This window comes from Acidovorax sp. FG60, from assembly GCF_057808995.1.
Map to the genome: position 1 here is coordinate 327,818 of NZ_JBMDJC010000002.1, position 19,940 is coordinate 347,757.

Sequence of the window (19,940 nt, forward strand, 5' to 3'; positions counted from 1 at the left end):
GCATCAGTCCTCCCGCGTGCCCAGCAAGCCCTTGGGGCGGAAGATCAGGATCAGCACGAGGAACAGGTAAGGCAAGATGGGCGCGACCTGGGAAATCGTGAGCTTGAGCAGGGGGTAGCCGAAGGTTTGGTCAGTCACCGCCACGCCCACGGCCTTGAAGACATGGATCAGAGAGTAGTCCAGCGCCACGGCAAAGGTCTGCACCAGACCGATGAGCAGCGATGCCAGGAAGGCACCTGCCAGCGAGCCCATGCCACCCACCACCACCACGACAAAGATGATGGAACCCACTGAGGCCGCCATCGCGGGCTCGGTGACATAGGTGTTGCCACCGATCACCCCCGCCAGGCCGGCCAGCGCGGCACCACCGCCAAACACCAGCATGAAGACGCGCGGCACGTTGTGGCCCAACGCCTCGACCATCTCGGGGTACTTGAGGGCGGCCTGGATGACGAGACCGATGCGCGTGCGTGTGAGCAGCAGCCACACCGACACCAGCATCAGCAGGGCCACGAGCATCACAAACGAGCGCGACTTGGGAAATTGCGTGCCATAGAGCGAAAACAACGGACCCTGCAATTGCTCGGGCAGGCCATAAGGCACGGTGGAACGGCCCCAGACCAGTTGCACCACTTCCAGAATGAGGTAAGACAGGCCGAACGTGACCAGCAGTTCAGGCACGTGGCCGAACTTGTGCACCCGGCGCAGGCAGTAGCGCTCGAACGCGGCCCCCAGCGCAAACACGACGAGGGGTGCCAGCACCAGCGCTGGCCAGAAGCCCACCACCCCAGAGATGGTGAACGCGAAGTAGGCACCCAGCATGTAGAAGCTGGTGTGTGCAAAGTTGAGTACGCCCATCATGCTGAAGATCAGCGTGAGGCCGGAACTCAGCATGAACAGCAGGAGCCCGTAGCTCACGCCGTTCAGCAAAGAGATCACGAAAAACTCAGGATTCATTGGAATTTTTCACTGCAGGGGTAAAAAAAAGGCCCGAGTGGTCGGGCCTCGAAGCGATTGCGCAAGGCTTACGGGCGCTTCATCTGGCACGACGTGGGCGTGCTCGCCACATAGGGCTCGTAGTACTTCACAGGCACAAAGGTGTAACCCGTGTTTTCAGAGTCGATCGGGAACTTGCCGCCAGCCTTCTCCCACTTGGAGATGAACAGGCCCTGCTGCAGTTGGTGATCGGTCTTGCGCATCTCGACTTCGCCATTGAAGCTCTTGAACTTCATGCCCTCGAACGCAGCAGCCACCTTGACCGGATCGGTCGACTTGGCCTTGGTAAAACCTTCGGACAGCATCGTGAACGCGTGGTAAACCGCGCCCGTGTACATGTCGTCGTTGAACTTCTTCTTGTAGTCCACCACGATCTGGTTCAGCGGCCCGGGCAGGTTCATGTGGGCATAGGCCACCATGTAGACGCGCCCTGCTGCGGCCGAGCCCATAGCGGTGGGGCTGCCAGTGACCGAGCCGTAGTAGGTGTAGAAGTTGACGTTGTTCAGGCCCGCGTCGTTAGCGGCTTTGATCAGCAGCGCCAGATCAGAACCCCAGTTGCCGGTGATCACGCTGTCGGCGCCCGACTGCTTGATCTTGGCAATGTAGGGAGAGAAATCACGCACCTGAGCCAGCGGGTGCAGATCGTCGCCGACGAACTGCACGTCAGGGCGCTTGCGCTGCATCATTTCCTTGGCGAACTTGGAGACCTGGTGGCCGTGCGAGTAGTTCTGGTTGATCAGGTAGACCTTCTTGACCTCGGGCATGTCCTTCATGTACGTGGTCAGGGCTTCCATCTTCATGGAGGTGTCAGCGTCCAAGCGGAAGTGCCAGTAGCTGCACTTGCTGTTGGTGAGGTCTGGGTCCACGGCAGCGTAGTTCAGGAACAGGACTTCCTTGCCAGGGTTGCGCGCGTTGTGCTTTTCCAGCGCATCCATGATCGCCAGTGCGGGGCCGGAGCCGTTGCCCTGCACCACGTAGCGCGCACCCTGGTCCATGGCCGAGCGCAGGGCGCTGGTGGTTTCCTGGGGACTGAGTTTGTTGTCGATGCCGATGATTTCGAATTTGACGCCTGCCGGGTTCTTCTTGTTGAACTCTTCTGCGATGAACTGGAAGCTCTTGAGCTGGTTCGTTCCCACTGCCGCCATCAGGCCAGACAGGGGGTCGAGCCAGGCGATTTTCACCGTCTCGCCCTTTTGAGCGAAGGCCCCGCCAGCGCTTGCCAAGATTACCGAGGCTGCTACAGCCTTAATAGCGAACTTCATGCTTTTGTCTCCTTGTAAATCGACACAACGCAGCGTACCGCGTTGCAACAAAGCGATGCTCAGGGATTGCCCCTACCAGCGTCGCACACGTGACTGGCACAGCACTCCCCCGAGCGCGCACCAGCCTGGGGCAATGCAAAAAAATGGCGTTCGCAAGCGATGCGCGCATGTGCACTGCCCCACCCTGATCACTGGCCTGGAAGCTTGTAATCCTTGAGCTGCTCACGCAGCTTGGTTTTGAGCATCTTGCCGGTGGCGCCCAATGGAATGGCATCGACGAACACCACGTCATCGGGGATCTGCCACTTGGCCGTCTTGCCTTCGTAGAAGGCCAGCAGCTCTTCGCGCGTCACCTCGGTGCCCGGCCGCTTGACCACGGCCACGATGGGGCGCTCGTCCCACTTGGGGTGGGGCATACCCACACAGGCAGCCATGGCAATTGCGGGGTGGGCCATCGCAATGTTCTCGATGTCGATGGAACTGATCCACTCGCCACCGGACTTGATCACATCCTTGCTGCGGTCGGTGATCTGCATGAAGCCGTCAGCGTCGATGGTGGCCACATCGCCTGTGGGGAACCAGCCCCGGCCCTGCGCGTCTTTGACGAGTGGATTGCCGCCCTCGCCCTTGAAATAGCTGCCGACGATCCACGGCCCCTTGACCAGCAAATCCCCATAGGTCTTGCCATCCCAAGGCAACTCGCTGCCGTCGCCGCCTACGATCTTCATGTCCACACCGTAGATCGCGCGGCCCTGCTTTTGCAGGATCTTCATCTGGTCATCCTTGGACATGGCCAGGTGCTTGTTCTTCAAGGTGCACAGCGTGCCCAGCGGGCTCATCTCGGTCATGCCCCAGGCGTGCAGCACCTCCACGCCATAGTCTTCCTTGAAGGCATGGATCATGGCGGGCGGGCAGGCCGAGCCACCGATGACAGTGCGGCGCAGCGTGGAGAACTTCAGACCCGCGGGCTTCATGTGGCCCAGCATCATCTGCCACACGGTGGGCACGCCAGCTGCGTAGGTGACCTTCTCGCCTTCGATCAGTTCGTAAATCGACTTGCCATCCATGGCGGGACCAGGGAACACCAGCTTGCAACCCGTGAGTGCCGCCGAGTAAGGAATGCCCCAGGCATTGACGTGGAACATGGGCACCACCGGCAGCACGGAGTCGCGTGCGGAAAGGCACATCACATCAGGCAGCGCTGCCGCATAGGCATGCAGCGTGGTCGAACGGTGGCTGTACAGCGCGGCCTTGGGGTTACCTGTGGTGCCGCTCGTGTAGCACATGCTCGACGCGGAGTTCTCGTCAAACTCGGGCCAGGCGTAGTCGGGCGACTGCGCACCGATCCAGGCTTCGTAACTGGTGAGGCCAGGGATGCCTGAATCCGCAGGCAGCTTGTCGGCATCACACAGCGCCACCCACTTCTTCACCGTGGGGCACCTGGCATGCACGGCCTGCACGAGGGGCAGAAAGGTCACATCAAAACACAGCACCTGGTCTTCGGCATGGTTCATGATCCACGCAATCTGGTCGGGGTGCAGGCGCGGGTTCACGGTGTGCAGCACACGGCCCGAGCCGCTCACACCAAAGTACATCTCCATATGGCGGTAGCCGTTCCAGGCCAGCGTGGCTACGCGGTCGCTGAACTGCAGCTTCATTTCATCCAGCGCATTGGCCAGGCGGCGTGCGCGGACAGCCAGGTCGCGGTAGGTGTAGCGATGGATGTCGCCCTCGACCCGGCGGGACACGATTTCGGCGTCGCCATGGTGGCGCTCGGCGAACTCGATCAGCGACGAAATCAGCAACGGTTGGCTCTGCATCAGGCCCAGCATGTGTGCTCCTTGGATGTTGTAGTGAAGGGAACGATCATCGTAGCGCGGGGGTTCTCATGGCGGTGTCGCCCAGGCAAGCGGCCCCGCCAGACCGACACCCCCAACAGGGGTTCAGTGTGCGCGTGTCCAGCGTGCCTGCCAACACCTGTCGTCCCGTTGACAAAGGGCAAGGGAATACCCTGAACGTACGGCCCCCGAACAACGACAATCACGCCCATGCTCAGCTCCGCGCCGTCCGCACAGCGATTCATCGAAGCCCAGCCCTGGTTTGCAGGTGTCCCCGTGGCCTTGCAGGAGAGGCTGCGCGACGAGGTGTCCGTGCAGCACGCCGACAAGGGCACAGTCATGATGCCGGCCGGCAGCGCGGTGCAAGGCTGGCATGCAGTGTTGTCAGGCTTGGTGATGCTGCAAAGCCCCGCCAGCCAGGGCCGCGCCTCTGCGTTCATCGGAGTACCCGATGGCGAGTGGTTTGGCGAAGGCTCAGCCATGAAACCCGAGCCCCGCCGGTACCACGTGGTGGCGTTGCGGCCCACCACGCTGCTGTGCCTGCCTCTGCCACTGTTTGTCACGCTGCGCGAGACCAGCCTGGGCTTCAACCAGTTTCTGGTGCAGCACCTGAACATGCGCCTAGGCCAGGCCATGACGATCATCGAGGCCGGGCGCACGCAATCCCCCGAACACCGCGTGGCGCTGTACCTGAGCCGCCTGTTCTGGCGCAGCACACGGCGGTTGAACCTCACGCAGGAAGAGCTCGGCCAACTGGTGGGCCTGTCACGCCAGACGGTGAACAAGGTACTGCGTGTGCTGGAAGGCCGGGGCATCGTGTCGCTGGACTTCGGCCGTGTGGCTATCGTGGACGACGAGGCGCTGAACGCGTACCTCGCCGCCACTGCGGCACGCTGACGCACCGCAGAGTGCACAAACACGTTCACCCTCATCCCTCTCACTGCACGCTCAGGCGCACGGCCTTCTGGTCGGCGTCGAACACGAGACGACTGGGCCACGGCGTCCAGTTTTGGTTGACCGTTGCGTTGTTCGGGTTGCCCGTGTGCACAAAGGCACGCATGGTGTCCATCATCGCGCGCGACAGCGCCAGTCGGCCGGGCTGATTGGCCGTGCTGTTGGTGGCCTTGGCAAAGACCGAAGGTCCAAAGTTGCCGAACAGGAACGGCAGGTCAAACGCATGCGCCGCGCCGTACACATCGTTCCAGGGCGCGGGCTGCTGGGCCCAGTTGAACTGGTAGCTCCATACCGTGGATTGCTGACTGCGCAGGGTATTGAGCAGGTTGTCGCGGCTCGGATCGATGAACACACTGCCCAGCAGGCGGGTGCGCGCGTTGTAGCCCGTGCCGGGCGCCGTGACCGGCAGGTAAGAGGCATCCAGGATGTCGCCAGCCGTGAGCGTGGTAGGAGCATCGGGGTTGAAGTTCTGCATCATCACAAAGCGCTCGGCGTCGGAGATCTTCATGCCCGGCTTGCCGCCCAGCAGCGCAAGGAAAGGCGCAAACAGCTTGCCCTCCTCGCCCGTGTAGCCAGACAGCACGGGCACCTTGTGATAGCGGCCAGCGCCCATTTCGGCGATCGGGTCTGTGGGCACCACCACGCCATCAGGGATGGGGCCCGCGCCCGTGAGACCGTTCTTGAGCACCGTCTGCAGCACTGCCCGCGCGTCCTTGCCACGCAGGTAGCTGGCTATCTGCGCAGGGGTCCATCCCGCAACGAGCGCCTGTGCATCAGCAAGCGCAGGCGCCAGGCCATCGGCCAGCGCCAGATGCGCCAGCAGCAAGCCCGCCTGCGCGGTGTACCGGGAGGCCGGGTTGAGCGTGGGAATCGAACCGGGCGGCAGGTTCGTCGCCAGCGAAATTCCGCCACTGACCGGTACGAGCTTGTGGAACAACCCCGCGGCCTGGGGCGCGACCAGCAGCGCCAGCGCGTTGATGGCGCCCGCGGACTGCCCCATCAGCGTGACATTGCCAGCATTGCCGCCAAAGCTGGCAATATTGTTCTGGATGAAGCGAAGTGCCTGCACGTTGTCGAGCAGCGCGTAGTTGCCGGTGTAGGGCTGCGCTCCGGTGTGCAGTGGCGGCATCTGGAAGTAGCCCAGAACGTCGAGCCGGTAGTTGGCCGTGACCACCACGGCGTTGGCAGACCGTGCCAGCGCAGCGCCGTCGTAGACGGGATCTGCCGTATAGCCCGAGATGCCACTGCCGCCATGGAGAAACAGCAGCACAGGCAGCTTGTCTTGCGAGGTGGCTGGGCGCCAGATATTGAGGGTCAGGCAGTCCTCGCTGCCTACCGGCGTGCCCAGGGTCTCGCCAATCGTGTTGTCAAACCGGTTGTTGGCACCGGGGCCGTAGATGCGGCCCATTTGCAGGCAGGCACTGCCAAAACGTGTGGCGTCACGCTCTCCGGACCAGGCGGCTGGGGCTGCGGGCGGTTGCCAGCGCAGCTCGCCCACGGGTGGCTTGGCAAAAGGAACACCTTTCCACGCGTAGGTGCCGGTCACCGCACTGTCGTCCACACCGCGCAAGGTGCCGTACACCGTCTCGCGCACCTGGGGCGCAGAGCCGGAACCACCGCCGCAGCCCACCATTGCTGCGGCCGAAAACACCGCTCCCAACCATTGCAAACGCCAGCGCGAATCGACCATGTCTTGTCTCCTTGGGGGTTTTCAGGAATGGGTCGGGCCTCTGTCTGCAGTCACACTACGGGCAGGGCACAACCTCGGAGGCGATTGTGGGAACCGGGTGGCGTTTGGCTACTATCGCAACCTTGCCAAAACACTGACTTCAGGCCACCACCGCGCGTAAACCCTGATCCGCCATTTCTTCCATTCGCCACCCCATGACTCCCCGCACAAGCTCTGCCGCCTGGGTGCGCGGCATCACCGACATGATGGCCGCCGAAGGCTTGCCTGCTGCCGAGTTATGCGCCGAAGCGGGCATCGATCTGGCGGCGCTGCAACTGCCACAAACCCGTGTGGACGTGGACAAGATCAGCCGCCTGTGGGAGCTGGCGGTGGCACGTTCGGGCAAGGTGGCGCTGGGGCTGTGCCCGCAGCTCACGGCGCGCTACGGCAATGTGGATGTGGTGGGCTACGCGCTGGCGTCCGGCCCCAACCTGCTGATGGGTTTTCAGCACCTCACGCGCCATATGGCGGTGATCTCGGACTGCACCACCTTCGCGCTGGACCACGATGCACGCGGCTACTGGATCTCCATCGCGCACATCGGCGCCACCCGCCCCATTCCGCGCCAGCGTGTCGAATACGCCCTGCTCACACTGTTCACGCTGTGCTGCTGGCTCACACGCCGGGAGCTTCGCCCTCTGGCTGTGGAGCTGACCACGCCACAACCCGCCGCCGCCGGTGAGGCGCCCTACCATGTGGCGTTTGGCATGCTGCCCCGCTTCGGGCAGGCAGCCAACCGGTTTTTGCTGGCCGAGGCCGATCTGCGGGCCGACATCCCCACACACAACCCCAGCCTGTGGGCCCTGCACGAGCGGCTGGTAGAGACCGAACTGGACCACCTGGGCCAGTCTCTCACCAGCACACGCGTGCGCACCGAGGTAGCCCGCATCCTGCACCGGGGCGAACCCCGCCGCGAAGACGTGGCCGCGCGCCTGCACCTGACGGACCGCACGCTGCAGCGGCGCCTGCAGGCCGAATCCGTCAGTTACCAGCAGTTGCTGGACGACACCCGCTGTGAACTGGCACGCCAGTACCTCAGCGACGAGCGTCGAAGCCTGGCCGAGGTGGCCGACCTGCTGGGCTTTGCCGACCAGAGCAACCTGTTTCGGGCCTGCAAGCGCTGGTTTGGCCTCCCGCCGGGCCAGTACCGCGCGCAGGTGCTGTACCCCGAGGCCGAAGGCCAAGGCTCTACCCAGGCCGCATAGGCCGGGCCGTGGTCAAGGCCCTGCAAGCGCCGGGGCATCCGGGGTGCGAGACAATCCACCCATGAACCTGCCCGCCGAAAGCGTGACCCCCACCGCCGATATCGGCCTGGCCTGGAAGCACGGATTTACCGCCCTGGGACCGGACTTTTTCACCGAACTGCGCCCCACTCCGCTGCCCGCCCCCCACTGGGTGGGCACCAGCACTGCCGTTGCACAGCTGATCGGCCTGGACGCTGACTGGCTGCAGCGGGACGAAGCCCTGCAAGCCTTCACCGGCAATACGCTGCTTGCAGGCTCTCGGCCCCTGGCCAGCGTCTACAGCGGCCACCAGTTCGGCGTGTGGGCCGGCCAACTGGGTGATGGCCGCGCCATCTTGCTGGGAGAAACTGCGGCGGGCCTGGAAATCCAGCTCAAGGGCGCTGGCCGCACCCCCTACTCCCGCATGGGCGACGGGCGCGCTGTGCTGCGCTCCAGCATCCGTGAATTCCTGTGCAGCGAGGCCATGCATGGCCTGGGCATTCCGACATCGCGCGCACTGTGCATCACCGGTTCGCCCGCACCCGTTCGCCGTGAAGAGGTTGAGACGGCCTCCGTAGTGACGCGGGTGGCCCCCAGCTTTGTGCGTTTTGGCCATTTCGAGCACTTTGCAGCCAACGACCTGCAAGCACAGCTCCAGACCCTGGCCGACTACGTTATCGACCGCTACTACCCCAAATGCCGGGACACCCACGACTTCGGCGGCAACGCGTATGCCGCCCTACTACAGGCCGTGAGCGAACGCACCGCACACCTGATGGCACAGTGGCAGGCAGTGGGCTTTTGCCATGGGGTGATGAACACCGACAACATGAGCATCCTGGGGCTGACCATTGACTACGGTCCTTTCCAGTTTCTGGACGCCTTTGTGCCCGGCCATGTGTGCAACCACAGCGACAACCAGGGCCGCTATGCCTACAACCGCCAGCCCAATGTGGCGTACTGGAACCTGTTCTGCCTGGCGCAGGCCTTGTTGCCGCTGATCGGCGACCCGGAGCTGGCAAAAGGTGCCCTGGAGTCCTACAAAACCGTCTTCCCGGAAGCGTTCATGGCCCGCATGCGCAGCAAACTGGGGCTGGCCCAGGCACGCGAGAAAGATGCAGAACTGATCGACGGCATCTTGGTGCTGCTGGCCCAGAACGCCGTGGACTACACCATCTTCTGGCGCCGCCTGTCGCACGCGGTGCAGCAGAACGATTTTGAGCCGGTGCGCGACCTGTTCGCCGACCGAACCACCTTTGACGGCTGGTTGCTATCATATTCAGAGCTATTAGCGCTTGATAATCAAGCGCTGGCGGCCAATTTGATGCTAAAAAACAATCCCAAGTTCGTTTTGCGCAACCACCTGGGCGAGCAGGCCATCCGCGCCGCGAAACTTGGCGACTTCAGCGAACTCCAAACCCTGCAGCGGCTGCTGGAGCACCCCTTTGACGAGCACCCCGGGCACGACGCCTACGCAGCCTTCCCGCCCGACTGGGCCTCTTCCATCGAGATCAGCTGTTCATCATGACCTACCCCGTTCAGAAATCCGATGCCGAATGGCAAGCCATCCTCAAGGACAAGGGCGCCGAGCCCGTCGCGTTGCAGGTGACGCGCCACGCCGCCACCGAGCGGCCATTCACCGGCAAATACGAAGCCCATTGGGCCGATGGCAGCTACCACTGCATCTGCTGCGGTGCGAAACTGTTCGATTCCGTCACCAAGTTCGACGCCGGCTGCGGCTGGCCCAGCTTCTCGCAAGCCATCCCCGGCGCCATCACCGAGATCGTGGACCGCAGCCATGGCATGGTCCGCACGGAGACCGTGTGTGCACAATGCGGGGCCCACCTGGGCCATGTCTTTGAAGATGGCCCCACCCCCACCGGCCTGCGCTACTGCATGAACTCGGCCTCGCTGGATTTCGAATCCGGCAAGGACTGAGCCCCGAGACCCGCCCCCTGACCCCATGAAAATTCTGATCGACTTCTTCCCCATCCTGCTGTTCTTCGGGGCCTACAAGTTCTATGGCATCTATGTGGGCACTGCGGTGCTGATGGGTGCCACGGTCGCTCAAATGGCGCTGATCTACGCCATCGACCGGCGCCTGCAGACCATGCACAAGGTCACCCTGGTGCTGATCCTGCTGTTCGGCACGCTCACGCTGGTGCTGCAGGACGACCGCTTCATCAAGTGGAAGCCCACGGTGCTCTACGGCGCCATGTCCATCGCCCTCGCGGTGGCGGTGTGGGCCATGAAGAAGAACTTCCTCAAGATGCTGCTGGGCAGCCAGCTGACGCTGCCGGAGGGCGTGTGGCACCGGCTGAACGTCGCCTGGATCGTGTACTGCGCCTTCATGTCGGCCATCAACGCGTATGTCGTCGTCAACTTCAGCACCGAGGCCTGGGTGGATTTCAAGCTCTGGGGCTACGCCTTCCCGCTGGTCTTCCTGGTGGGCCAGGGCATCTATGTGGCGCCCCACATCAAGGGCGACGAAGGCGACGAGCCTGCTGCCTGAAGGACAACCTGCCATGACCTCCCTCGCTCAACAAATGCACCTGACCCTGGCGGACCGTCTTGCGCCCACCGCCCTGGAAGTGCTTGATGAAAGTGCCGCCCATGCAGGGCATGCGGGCGCCAACGGCACCGGCTTTGGCACCCATTTTCGGGTGCGCATTTCGTCACCTTTGTTTACAGGCAAGCCCCGCGTCGCGCAGCATCGCCTTGTGTATGATGCGCTGCAAGAATTTATTGACCAAGGCGTTCACGCCCTCGCCATTGAAGTTCTCTGAACCGGCCCCCATATCCTCTGTTGCCGGAACTCAGCTGGCAAACAACCTCTCATTTTTTGGATTCCGCATGAAGAAACAGCTCCTGTCCGGCCTCGTGGCCGCTGCCGTGCTGGGCACGTTGGCCCTGCCCGTTTCCGCCCAGAATGTCGCCATCGTCAATGGCAAGGCCGTGCCAAAAGAGCGCGTTGAAGCCCTCAAGCAGCAGGTGGAACGCTCGGGCCGTCCTGTAACGCCTGACATCGAAGGCCAGATCAAGGAAGAAGTCATCACCCGCGAAATCTTCATGCAGGAAGCGCAAAAGCGCGGCCTGGAAGGCTCGGCAGACTACAAGGCACAAATGGATCTGGCCCGCCAGACCATCCTGATCCGCGAACTGTTCGCCGACTACCAGAAAAAGAACCCCGTGACCGACGCCGAGATCCAGGCCGAGTACGACAAGTTCGTGGCAGCCAACAGCGGCAAGGAATACAAGGCCAGCCACATCCTGGTGGAAAAGGAAGCGGATGCCAAGGCCATCATCGCCTCCATCAAGAAGGGCGCCAAGTTTGAAGACATCGCCAAGAAGCAGTCCAAGGACCCAGGTTCTGGCGCCAAGGGTGGCGACCTGGATTGGGCCAATCCTTCGAGCTACGTGAGCGAATTTACGGAAGCCCTGGTCAAGCTCCAAAAGGGCAAGATGACCGACGCTCCCGTGAAGAGCCAGTTCGGCTGGCACGTTATCCGCCTGGACGACGTGCGCCAGGCAGAACTGCCCAAGCTGGAAGAAGTGAAGCCCCAGGTGGCCCAGCAACTGCAACAGCAAAAGCTGGCCAAGTTCCAGGAAGACCTGCGCGCCAAGGCGAAGGTCGAGTAACTGGCAAGGCAACTGCGCATCTGCTTTGGCAATGCACTCAAAAAACGCGGCCCAGGCCGCGTTTTTTTATGGGCGGGTGGAAAGCGCCCCACGGTGACCGGAGCGGCAGCGGGGCCTATGGTTGCAGACCCCAAAGCGGTCCCCGGCCCACTAACCCCTCGATATCCAGGCTACCGCCATCAGCAGCCCAATCATGACCGGCTGGTGCACCATGTAGTAGCTCAGGCTCCACCGCCCCAGCAGTGCCAGCGGCTGCAAGCCTTGGGGAAGCCGCCACCCCAGCCAGTGGCCCCGACCCGCAGCCATGGCCCATTGGCCGGCAGCCAGCCCCCACCACAACACCCCCAACCACGGCAGCACGGGTACGTAGTCTTCGGTAAAAGGCTTGCGCGACACCAGACCCATCCAGTTGAGCGCGCGCCCATTGAACCAGGGCGCAGCTTCAGCCCAGGCCCCCGCCAAAAGCTGGTGCGCTACCGATGGCGACGCCACAGCCACCAACCCGGCAAGCCACAACCACCGCCCCCACCCTGCGGTACACCGGGCAATGAACAGCATTACAGCCATACCGTGCAGCACGCCAAAATGGATGAAGCTGTGGGGAAACATCACGAACGACCCCGCAGACACCAGCAGCGCGCAGCCAGCGATCTGCAACCACCGCCGACCAAACCGAGCCCACCCCTGTCCCTGGTGCAGCGCAATGGCCTGCCCCAGCCCGGCGCAGAACAGGAACAAGCTCACAATCACCGTCCGCTGCGAGGTCCAGAATGGGTCGGCGCGGAAATTCTGCGGCCAGAAGCCCAGATGGCTCAGGTCAAAGCAAAAGTGGAAGACCGTCATCCACACCATTGCCAGGCCGCGCAATGCATCTACGCTGTCATAACGTGGTGACGGCTGGAGCGAGGAGAACGGGGCAAGCGGCAAGGGAAGCGCACGGTTCATGGCAATACCAGCGGAAGGTGTCGGTGCGGACACTTGCCCGCCCTATGGGCCCGATGGTACGCAAATCCAACTCCGTCTTGCCACGCGGGTCGAACCATACACGCCAACAAGCAAAAAGAATGCGGGCAAGAAAAAAGGCCTTGCAGCATGTGCTGCAAGGCCTTCAAACATTGGTCGGAGCGGCGGGATTCGAACTCGCGACCCTCTGCTCCCAAAGCAGATGCGCTACCAGGCTGCGCTACGCTCCGACAGCTCGTATTCTAACCCGGCAATTTCCCTGTTTTTGGTTCAATGCGTGCTTTTTGTGATTTTTTTAAAAGCACGGTGCGAAGACCTGAACCGGGAAAGCACCGCCTCTGGGAGAAACAGTGCGCAGATGAAGGAACACAAGAAACCGTTTGCCCCAAGAGCCGGAACAAGCAAGCGCCAGTCCGTGTCTCCCCGGGGCCGAATATCAACGATTGCCCGAAGGGCCGGGACCGCGACCGGCCAGATGGCGGAACGTGATGCGTCCTTTGGACAAATCGTAGGGCGACATTTCCAGCGACACCTTGTCACCCGCCAGAATGCGGATGTGGTGCTTGCGCATCTTGCCGCCCGTGTAGGCGATCAGTTGGTGACCGTTGTCCAGCGTCACGCGAAAGCGCGAGTCGGGAAGGACTTCCGTCACGGAGCCTTGCATTTCAATGAGTTCTTCTTTGGCCATGTTCTATCTTTTCAAAACAAATATTCTGTGATCGGCACCTGACGCTTGTGCATCCACCACGGCAGCTACGGCGTGGTCGGTGCTCGACACACGGTGCATTGCGGGCGGTGGGAGTCGCTGCACCCGGGGCGCAGATCAGGCAGAGGGCCGGGGGAGACGGCTTCAATGGACAGGCATAAGCACTGTGCAAAGCCTGTCAATTGTACCGCGATGTACCGTGTCTTGCCTATGGGGCAGCTTGCTCTTCGGTCGGCGCACGCCCGCGCACCGAGGTGGGACCCACAGAGCCTCCCTCATCGCGCCCTTGCACAGCTGCTGCCAACGTCCGCACAAGGTCCGTCTGTGTGATCACCCCTACCAAACGGCCCTCGCTCTCCACAATGGGAATGTGGTGGTGCCCGCCCTGGGAAAACAGAGGGACGAGATCCATGGCGTGCTGCCCCACGTGGGCCACCTGGACCGGGTGCGACATGATTTCGCCCACATTCTGGGGCTGCCCCGTACGCCCCATGACCAGCGTCCGCAAACGCTGCCCCAAACCTTCATGCATATCCAGGTTGGCCAGCCGCATGAAGTCCGCCACCGTCACGATACCTACCACCAGGCGTTGAGCATCCACCACGGGCAGCGCCTTGATCTGCTGGGCACGCATCAACGCCCAGGCGTCTTTAAGGGAAACCCCCGCCTCCACCGCAAACGGTGGCCTGGACATGATGTCCGAACAGCGAACCTCCCCCAGCGTCCGCTGGAAGGCTGCACGGCCCGCCAAGTGCAACAGCCCTTCCAGATCGGCACGGCTCACGTCCAGCACCTGGTTGTAGTGCGCCAACGCTGCATCCACATCCGAGGCGGTAAAAGCGCCCTGAGCAATATCGGTTCGGGCCGCCATCCGCTGAGGATGGGGGTACCGGCGCCCTGTCAGGCCGTTGTAGACCACGGCCGAGACCAATAGAACGATCACATTGAACAGGATGGGAAATGCGGCCAGGTGCCACCCGTCCCCCGCGGTCAGCACGACATACAGCGCCATTGCTCCGCCCGGTGGATGCAGGCAACGCAGGGGCACCATCAGCGCAATAGCCAACCCCACCGCAACCGCCCCTGCAAGTACCGGGTCCGGGATGAACGCGGAGCAAACGGCGCCCACCAGCGCAGACAAAGTGCTTCCTCCCAGGACCGGCCAGGGCTGGGCCAGTGGACTGGACGGCATGCCAAACACCAGGACCGCACTCGCCCCCAGCGATGCCACCATCCAGGGACCTGCGCTGCTTCCCCCTGCCCACCAGCGGCTGAGCAATCCCGTCAGCAGTACACCGATCACGGCGCCCACAATGAAGCGAAGCCTTTCGCGTCCGTCGATACCTAACGGTGCGGGCCAGAAATGGCGCAACCACCGGGCTAGACGCACCCGCATGGATTGGGAAGTGGACGATGAATATGGGGGTGGTGAAATGGGCATGAAGCAATCGGAAACATGCGGTTTGCCCGCCTTCCGGCGAGACGGGGCGCACCCCCTTCAAGAGCTGGCAACACCGGCCTCCAGCGTCACCCATGCCTCCATTTTGCAGGGCATTGAAGCACTCCCATCCATAGAGCCACTGCACTCGCGGCCAAACAACCCGTCAGGCTTTCAGAACCGTGCCTATGCTCGAAACTACTGATACCGGAGGCTCAAATAGCTGCCCACAGCAAAAATCACACGATCTATACTGCACAAAAAACACAAAACTGCACTTTAATTCATATACTTGGTTCTATGTCCGTCAAGCAGCCCTTGGTAAACCCATCATCGGCGGGCCTCTGCCGCCCGGCCCGGTTGCAGTCCTCGGGCACCTCGCAATGCGGGAGCCCCTTGCCCAACGGTACGGGTAACCCATAGGTATTCACCACCGAATGCTTGCAGTAAATTACTTTAAGCCTAAACAAAGGAGACAAGTCCAATGACCACCCGCCGCCTCGTCATCAGCCGTAGCGCCGCCCTCGTGGGCGCCGCATCTACAGGGCTGTTGCTGCCCTCCATCGTGCGTGCGCAAAGCGGCAAGGTGCGCGTGGGCTTCATGCTGCCCTACACCGGTACCTTTGCACAACTGGGGGTCGCCATCGAGAACGGCGTGCGCCTGGCCATAGACCAGCAGGGTGGCAAGCTCGGCGGTCGCGAGATCGAATGGTTCAAGGTGGATGACGAGTCTGAGCCCAGCAAGGGTGTCGAGAACGCGAGCAAGCTGGTGCAGCGCGACAAGGTGGATGTGCTGATTGGCACCGTGCATTCAGGTGTGCAGATGGGCATTCAGAAGGTGGCACGCGATACGGGGGTTCTCAACCTGATTCCCAACGCCGGCGTGCATGCCGCCACGCGCGCACTGTGTGCCCCCAACGTTTTCCGTACTTCGTTCAGCAATTCCCAGCCAACGCTGGCCCTGGGCAAAGCCATGGTCGAAAAGGGCCACAAGAAGGCTGTGTGGATCACCTGGAAATACGCGGCAGGGGACGAAGCCTTCGAAGGCTTCAAGCAAAGCTATACCGCAGCCGGCGGCACCATCGTGAAGGAACTGGGCCTGCCTTTCCCCAACGTGGAATTCCAGGCGCTGCTGACCGAAATCGCCGCCCTCAAGCCCGACGCCGTGGCCTGCTTCTTCGCGGGCGGCGGTGCTGCCAAGTTCATCAAGGACTATGCGGCCGCAGGCCTCAAGGACAAGATTCCGCTGTACGGCTCGGGCTTCCTCACCGAAGGCGTGCTGGACGCTGCCGGCCCCGCTGCCGACGGCATCATCACGACCATGCACTACAGCGACTCGCTGGACACACCGCGCAACAAGCAATTCCGCCTGGAATACGCCAAGGCCTTCCGCAGCCAGCCCGATGTGTACGCGGTACAGGGCTACGACACCGGCCTGCTGCTGGTGCAGGGCGCCAACGCCGTCAAGGGCGACCTGTCCGCCAAGGCTGCCGTCATCAAGGCGATGGAAAGCGCCACCATCGACAGCCCGCGCGGCAAGTGGACGATGAGCAAGGCACACAACCCCGTGCAGGACATCTACCTGCGCCGCGTCGAGAACAAGGAAAACAAGGTGATTGGCATTGCCGCCAAGGCCCTGGCCGACAGCGGTGCCGGCTGCCGCATGGGCTGACGCGCTCACCCCACTGCCCGGGGCACGGCGCGTGCTGGACTTCGGGTCCGGTCCGCCCCGCAGCTTTGACACAATGCATTGATGGACTGCCGCCATGGCAGGCCTGTCTGCTGTGCGCCCGGACTTTGCGGCCACCTTGCCTTCCACCCAATCCTATGTCGCTCAGTACCTACCTGCTCTACCTTGCCGCAGTGGCCCTGCTGGTTCTTTCGCCCGGCCCGACGATGCTCATGTGCATGACCAATTCTCTGCAGCACGGCCCGCGCAAGGCCCTCGCCGCTGCTGCAGGCAGCGTGACGGCAGTGCTGGGCACCATGTTGCTTTCGGCCCTGGGCCTTGGCGCATTGCTGGCGGCATCGGAAACCGCCTTCTGGGTGCTCAAGGCTGCCGGCGCGGCGTATCTGATCTGGCTTGGCATCAAGACGTTTCGCAGCCAGACAACGGTGTTTGACGAGATGCCCGCCAACGGCACGCAAACCAAGGCCGTGGTGCCCGCGCGCAAGCTCTACATCCAGGGTCTGATCGTGGGCGGCAGCAACCCCAAGGCCCTGCTGTTCTTCACGGCGTTCTTCCCCCAGTTTCTGGACCCGACCGCCGCATGGGCGTCGCAGTTTGCCGTGCTGGCAAGCACCTTTGTGGCTTTTGAATTCACGGTTCTCACGCTGTGTGCACTGGGTGTAGCACGGCTGGCACCCGTTTTGCGCTCTGGCGCACGCATGCGCTGGTTCAACCGCATTTCGGGCGGCCTGTTCACGTTGATGGGCACCCTTTTGCTGGCGACACGCCGCGCTACCTGATCCCCTGTCTGTTTGCCCACCATGGACTTCGCCACTTTCCTGATCCAGTTGCTCAACAGCGTGCAGTACGGGCTGCTGCTGTTCATGCTGGCCGCCGGCCTCACGCTGATTTTCGGAATCATGGGGGTGGTGAATCTGGCGCACGGCAGCTTTTACATGCTGGGGGCTTATCTCGGCTATTCGCTGTCGGGCCACTTTGGCAGCCTCACGCTGGCCATCCTGGGGGGTGCCGTGCTGGCCGTGTTGTTCGGTCTGGCGCTGGAGTGGCTGCTGTTTCGCCACTTCTACCACCGCGACCACCTGGACCAGGTGCTGCTGACCTTCGGCCTCATCTACATCTTTGAGGAACTGCGCTCCATCCTCTGGGGGGACGACGTGCACGGCGTCCCGATTCCGGCGATGCTGGACTGGTCCATTCCGCTCACCGACACCCTTTCCTACCCGGTCTACCGGCTGTTCATCTCCGGCGTGTGCATGGCGCTGGCGCTGGGCCTGTACCTGCTGATCTCCAAAACGCGGCTGGGCATGAAGATCCGCGCAGGCGCCTTCAACCGCGACATGGCCGAATCGCTGGGGGTGAACATCAAGCTGATCCACGCCATCGTCTTTGCGCTGGGCGTGGGCCTGGCGGCCGTCGCGGGCATGGTGGCCGCGCCGGTATCCAGCGTCTATCCCAACATGGGCTCGTCCGTTCTCATCATGTGTTTTGTGGTGGTGGTGATCGGCGGCATAGGTTCCGTGCGTGGCGCCCTGATCTCGGCCCTGCTTGTGGGGCTGGTGGACACCTTTGGCAAGGTGTTGCTGCCGTCGATGGCCGGAATGCTGGTCTACATGCTGATGGCGGCCGTGCTGCTGTGGAAACCCGAAGGCCTGTTCAAACAATGATGACCCCGATGCTTGCCACTGTCACCTCGCGCTCTTCCCACGCCATACACGCTTCACAGCCCGGCGCCCCCCTATGAGCACCCCCCGCGCCCATATCGAAGTGCTGCCCCGCAGTGTGCAGTTTGCCCTGGCACTCGGGCTGGCTGCGCTGCTGCTGTTCCCCGTGGTGGGCAGCGACTTCTACGTGCAGATGGTCACACGCATGATGATCATGGCCATCTTTGCGATGAGCTTGGATCTGCTGCAGGGCGTGACCGGCCTGGTGTCGCTGGGCCATGCCGCATACTTTGGCGTGGCGGGCTACGCGCTGGCCTTTCTCACGCCCGCCGATACGCCAGTGAGCCTCTGGTGGTCGCTGCCGCTGGCCGTTGCCGGTGCTGGGCTGGTGGCGCTGGTCATCGGCTTCTTTGTGGTGCGCACGCACGGCATCTACTTCATCATGGTCACCATGGCGTTCGCACAGATGGTGTTCTACCTGTTCTTCGACAACAAGGTGCTGGGCGGCTCGGACGGGCTGTACATCAACTTCCGGCCCGATGCCTCCATCTTTGGCTGGCTGCCTTTTGACCTCGAAGGCCGCAAGACCTTCTACTACTTCACGCTGGCGCTGGTGGTCATCGTCTACGCACTGCTGCGCCGCCTGCTCTGGAGCCCACTGGGCCGCGCACTTTCGGGCATCCGCATCAACGAGCACCGCATGCGCGCCATGGGTTTTGGCACGCAGGGCTACAAGCTCACTGCATTCACCGTGGCGGGTGCGCTGGCAGGCCTGGCGGGCTACCTGTGGGGCGCACAGACGGGCTACGTAAACCCTGAGCTGATGGGCTTTCACATGAGCGCGCACGCCATCATGATGATCATCCTGGGCGGCATGGGCAATTTTGCGGGAGCCATCGTGGGAGCGTTCGCGTTCGAGTACCTGCTGCATGTGTTCAAGGACATCACCAAACACTGGCAACTGCTGATGGGCAGCTTCATCGTGCTGGTGGTGGTGGCAGCACCGCGCGGGTTGCTGGGCATGCTGGGGCAGCGCCGGGCCACCAAGGCGCAGGAGGATCCACACCATGGCTGACGCCCTGCTCTCGGCCCGCCAGCTCACCAAACGCTTCGGAGGCCTGGCCGCTGTCAACGGCGTATCGTTGGACCTGTGGCGTGGTCAGATCCATGCCGTGATCGGCCCCAACGGCGCGGGCAAGTCCACACTGACCAACCTGCTCTCGGGCGACCTTCCACCGAGCGCGGGCCAAGTGCAACTTGGCAGCACCGATGTGACCGGCTGGGCACCCGAGCGCATATCGCGCCAGGGCCTGGGGCGCAGTTACCAAAAGACCAACATCTTTCTGCCGCTCACCGTGCATGAAAACGTGCGCCTGGCCGCGCAGTCGCGCGATGCGCAGCAGCCCTGGAACCCGCTGCGCTGGTGGCAGGACACACGTGCAAACTCTATCAAAAACAGAGCTACCAACGCCCGCCTGGAAAGCGCTATCGAGCTTTCTGGCTTGAAAGACCGGCGCATGGCGATTGCCGGTGCCATGAGCCACGGCGAGCAGCGCCAGTTGGAGATCGCCATGACCCTGGCCACCGAGCCCCAGGTGTTGCTGCTGGACGAGCCCCTGGCCGGCATGGGCGTGGCCGAGGCCGAGCGTATGGTGGACCTGCTGCAGCGCCTCAAGCCCGCCCACGCCATCATGCTGGTGGAGCACGATATGGATGCCGTGTTTGCGCTGGCTGACCGTCTCACGGTGATGGTCAACGGCGAGGTGATTGCGCATGGCACACCGCCCGAGGTGCGCGCCGATGCCACCGTGCAGGCGGCCTACCTCGGAGAGGACCACTGA

General features: G+C 62.7%; 19 protein-coding genes and 1 tRNA gene. 12 read left to right on the forward strand and 8 right to left on the reverse strand.

Annotated features, from left to right (window positions below; all coding sequences use genetic code 11):
- Positions 1–3: 3 nt before the first annotated feature.
- From ACODS0_RS04265 to ACODS0_RS04275, 3 genes are all read right to left on the reverse strand, one after another.
- On the reverse strand, positions 4–957 hold the full coding sequence (locus tag ACODS0_RS04265; protein ID WP_055394032.1) for a branched-chain amino acid ABC transporter permease: 954 nt from the start codon (positions 955–957) through the stop codon (positions 4–6).
- Positions 958–1,025: 68 nt separating this feature from the next.
- The gene (locus ACODS0_RS04270) at positions 1,026–2,258 is read right to left on the reverse strand and encodes a branched-chain amino acid ABC transporter substrate-binding protein (protein WP_055394034.1); all 1,233 of its coding nucleotides are present in this window, start codon (positions 2,256–2,258) and stop codon (positions 1,026–1,028) included.
- A gap of 188 nt (positions 2,259–2,446) precedes the next feature.
- The gene (locus tag ACODS0_RS04275; RefSeq protein WP_426307936.1) at positions 2,447–4,090 is read right to left on the reverse strand and encodes a 3-(methylthio)propionyl-CoA ligase; all 1,644 of its coding nucleotides are present in this window, start codon (positions 4,088–4,090) and stop codon (positions 2,447–2,449) included.
- 216 nt (positions 4,091–4,306) lie between these two features.
- Here ACODS0_RS04275 and ACODS0_RS04280 point away from each other — a divergent pair, with 216 nt between their 5' ends.
- The gene (locus tag ACODS0_RS04280) at positions 4,307–4,993 is read left to right on the forward strand and encodes a Crp/Fnr family transcriptional regulator (RefSeq protein ID WP_121420376.1); all 687 of its coding nucleotides are present in this window, start codon (positions 4,307–4,309) and stop codon (positions 4,991–4,993) included.
- Between the two features lie 40 nt (positions 4,994–5,033).
- Here the strand turns inward: ACODS0_RS04280 and ACODS0_RS04285 are convergent, their stop codons facing one another.
- A complete protein-coding gene (locus ACODS0_RS04285; RefSeq protein ID WP_488833046.1) occupies positions 5,034–6,740 on the reverse strand; it encodes a carboxylesterase/lipase family protein in 1,707 nt (568 codons plus the stop codon).
- Between the two features lie 194 nt (positions 6,741–6,934).
- Here ACODS0_RS04285 and ACODS0_RS04290 point away from each other — a divergent pair, with 194 nt between their 5' ends.
- From ACODS0_RS04290 to ACODS0_RS04315, 6 genes are all read left to right on the forward strand, one after another.
- Entirely contained in the window at positions 6,935–7,984 is a 1,050-nt protein-coding gene (locus ACODS0_RS04290; RefSeq protein WP_488833047.1) for an AraC family transcriptional regulator, read from the forward strand.
- 61 nt (positions 7,985–8,045) lie between these two features.
- On the forward strand, positions 8,046–9,530 hold the full coding sequence (locus ACODS0_RS04295; RefSeq protein WP_488833049.1) for a protein adenylyltransferase SelO: 1,485 nt from the start codon (positions 8,046–8,048) through the stop codon (positions 9,528–9,530).
- A complete protein-coding gene (gene msrB, locus ACODS0_RS04300) occupies positions 9,527–9,940 on the forward strand; it encodes a peptide-methionine (R)-S-oxide reductase MsrB (protein ID WP_055394045.1) in 414 nt (137 codons plus the stop codon). Before ACODS0_RS04295 ends, msrB begins: the two co-directional genes overlap by 4 nt.
- Before the next feature lie 25 nt (positions 9,941–9,965).
- Positions 9,966–10,514 carry a septation protein A gene (locus ACODS0_RS04305; protein WP_306555014.1) on the forward strand — a complete coding sequence of 183 codons (549 nt, stop codon included), beginning with the start codon at positions 9,966–9,968 and terminating at the stop codon, positions 10,512–10,514.
- Between the two features lie 13 nt (positions 10,515–10,527).
- Entirely contained in the window at positions 10,528–10,788 is a 261-nt protein-coding gene (locus ACODS0_RS04310; RefSeq protein WP_488833053.1) for a BolA family protein, read from the forward strand.
- 67 nt (positions 10,789–10,855) lie between these two features.
- A complete protein-coding gene (locus ACODS0_RS04315) occupies positions 10,856–11,641 on the forward strand; it encodes a peptidylprolyl isomerase (protein ID WP_055394051.1) in 786 nt (261 codons plus the stop codon).
- A 150-nt stretch (positions 11,642–11,791) separates the two neighbouring features.
- Here the strand turns inward: ACODS0_RS04315 and ACODS0_RS04320 are convergent, their stop codons facing one another.
- The 4 genes from ACODS0_RS04320 to ACODS0_RS04335 form a co-directional block, all read right to left on the reverse strand.
- Positions 11,792–12,586, reverse strand: a complete 795-nt coding sequence (locus ACODS0_RS04320) for an acetyltransferase domain-containing protein (RefSeq protein WP_488833056.1) — start codon at positions 12,584–12,586, stop codon at positions 11,792–11,794.
- Positions 12,587–12,757: 171 nt separating this feature from the next.
- A tRNA-Pro gene (locus ACODS0_RS04325) sits at positions 12,758–12,834 on the reverse strand.
- Between the two features lie 206 nt (positions 12,835–13,040).
- Complete coding sequence (infA, locus tag ACODS0_RS04330; protein WP_010465645.1) at positions 13,041–13,292, reverse strand: translation initiation factor IF-1; 252 nt, start codon at positions 13,290–13,292, stop codon at positions 13,041–13,043.
- 226 nt (positions 13,293–13,518) lie between these two features.
- Positions 13,519–14,751, reverse strand: coding sequence for an HPP family protein (locus ACODS0_RS04335; protein ID WP_488833059.1), 1,233 nt, complete (start codon positions 14,749–14,751; stop codon positions 13,519–13,521).
- Positions 14,752–15,232: 481 nt separating this feature from the next.
- Here ACODS0_RS04335 and ACODS0_RS04340 point away from each other — a divergent pair, with 481 nt between their 5' ends.
- The 5 genes from ACODS0_RS04340 (at position 15,233) to ACODS0_RS04360 (ending at position 19,940) form a co-directional block, all read left to right on the forward strand.
- The gene (locus ACODS0_RS04340) at positions 15,233–16,420 is read left to right on the forward strand and encodes an ABC transporter substrate-binding protein (protein WP_488833061.1); all 1,188 of its coding nucleotides are present in this window, start codon (positions 15,233–15,235) and stop codon (positions 16,418–16,420) included.
- Positions 16,421–16,575: 155 nt separating this feature from the next.
- Positions 16,576–17,217 carry a LysE family translocator gene (locus ACODS0_RS04345; protein WP_488833063.1) on the forward strand — a complete coding sequence of 214 codons (642 nt, stop codon included), beginning with the start codon at positions 16,576–16,578 and terminating at the stop codon, positions 17,215–17,217.
- A gap of 21 nt (positions 17,218–17,238) precedes the next feature.
- Entirely contained in the window at positions 17,239–18,102 is an 864-nt protein-coding gene (locus ACODS0_RS04350; protein WP_121420385.1) for a branched-chain amino acid ABC transporter permease, read from the forward strand.
- A gap of 73 nt (positions 18,103–18,175) precedes the next feature.
- Positions 18,176–19,174 (forward strand): branched-chain amino acid ABC transporter permease, encoded by a 999-nt coding sequence (locus tag ACODS0_RS04355; RefSeq protein ID WP_488833066.1) that lies wholly within the window; start codon positions 18,176–18,178, stop codon positions 19,172–19,174.
- A complete protein-coding gene (locus ACODS0_RS04360; RefSeq protein ID WP_488833068.1) occupies positions 19,167–19,940 on the forward strand; it encodes an ABC transporter ATP-binding protein in 774 nt (257 codons plus the stop codon). The genes ACODS0_RS04355 and ACODS0_RS04360 overlap by 8 nt, the downstream gene beginning before the upstream one ends.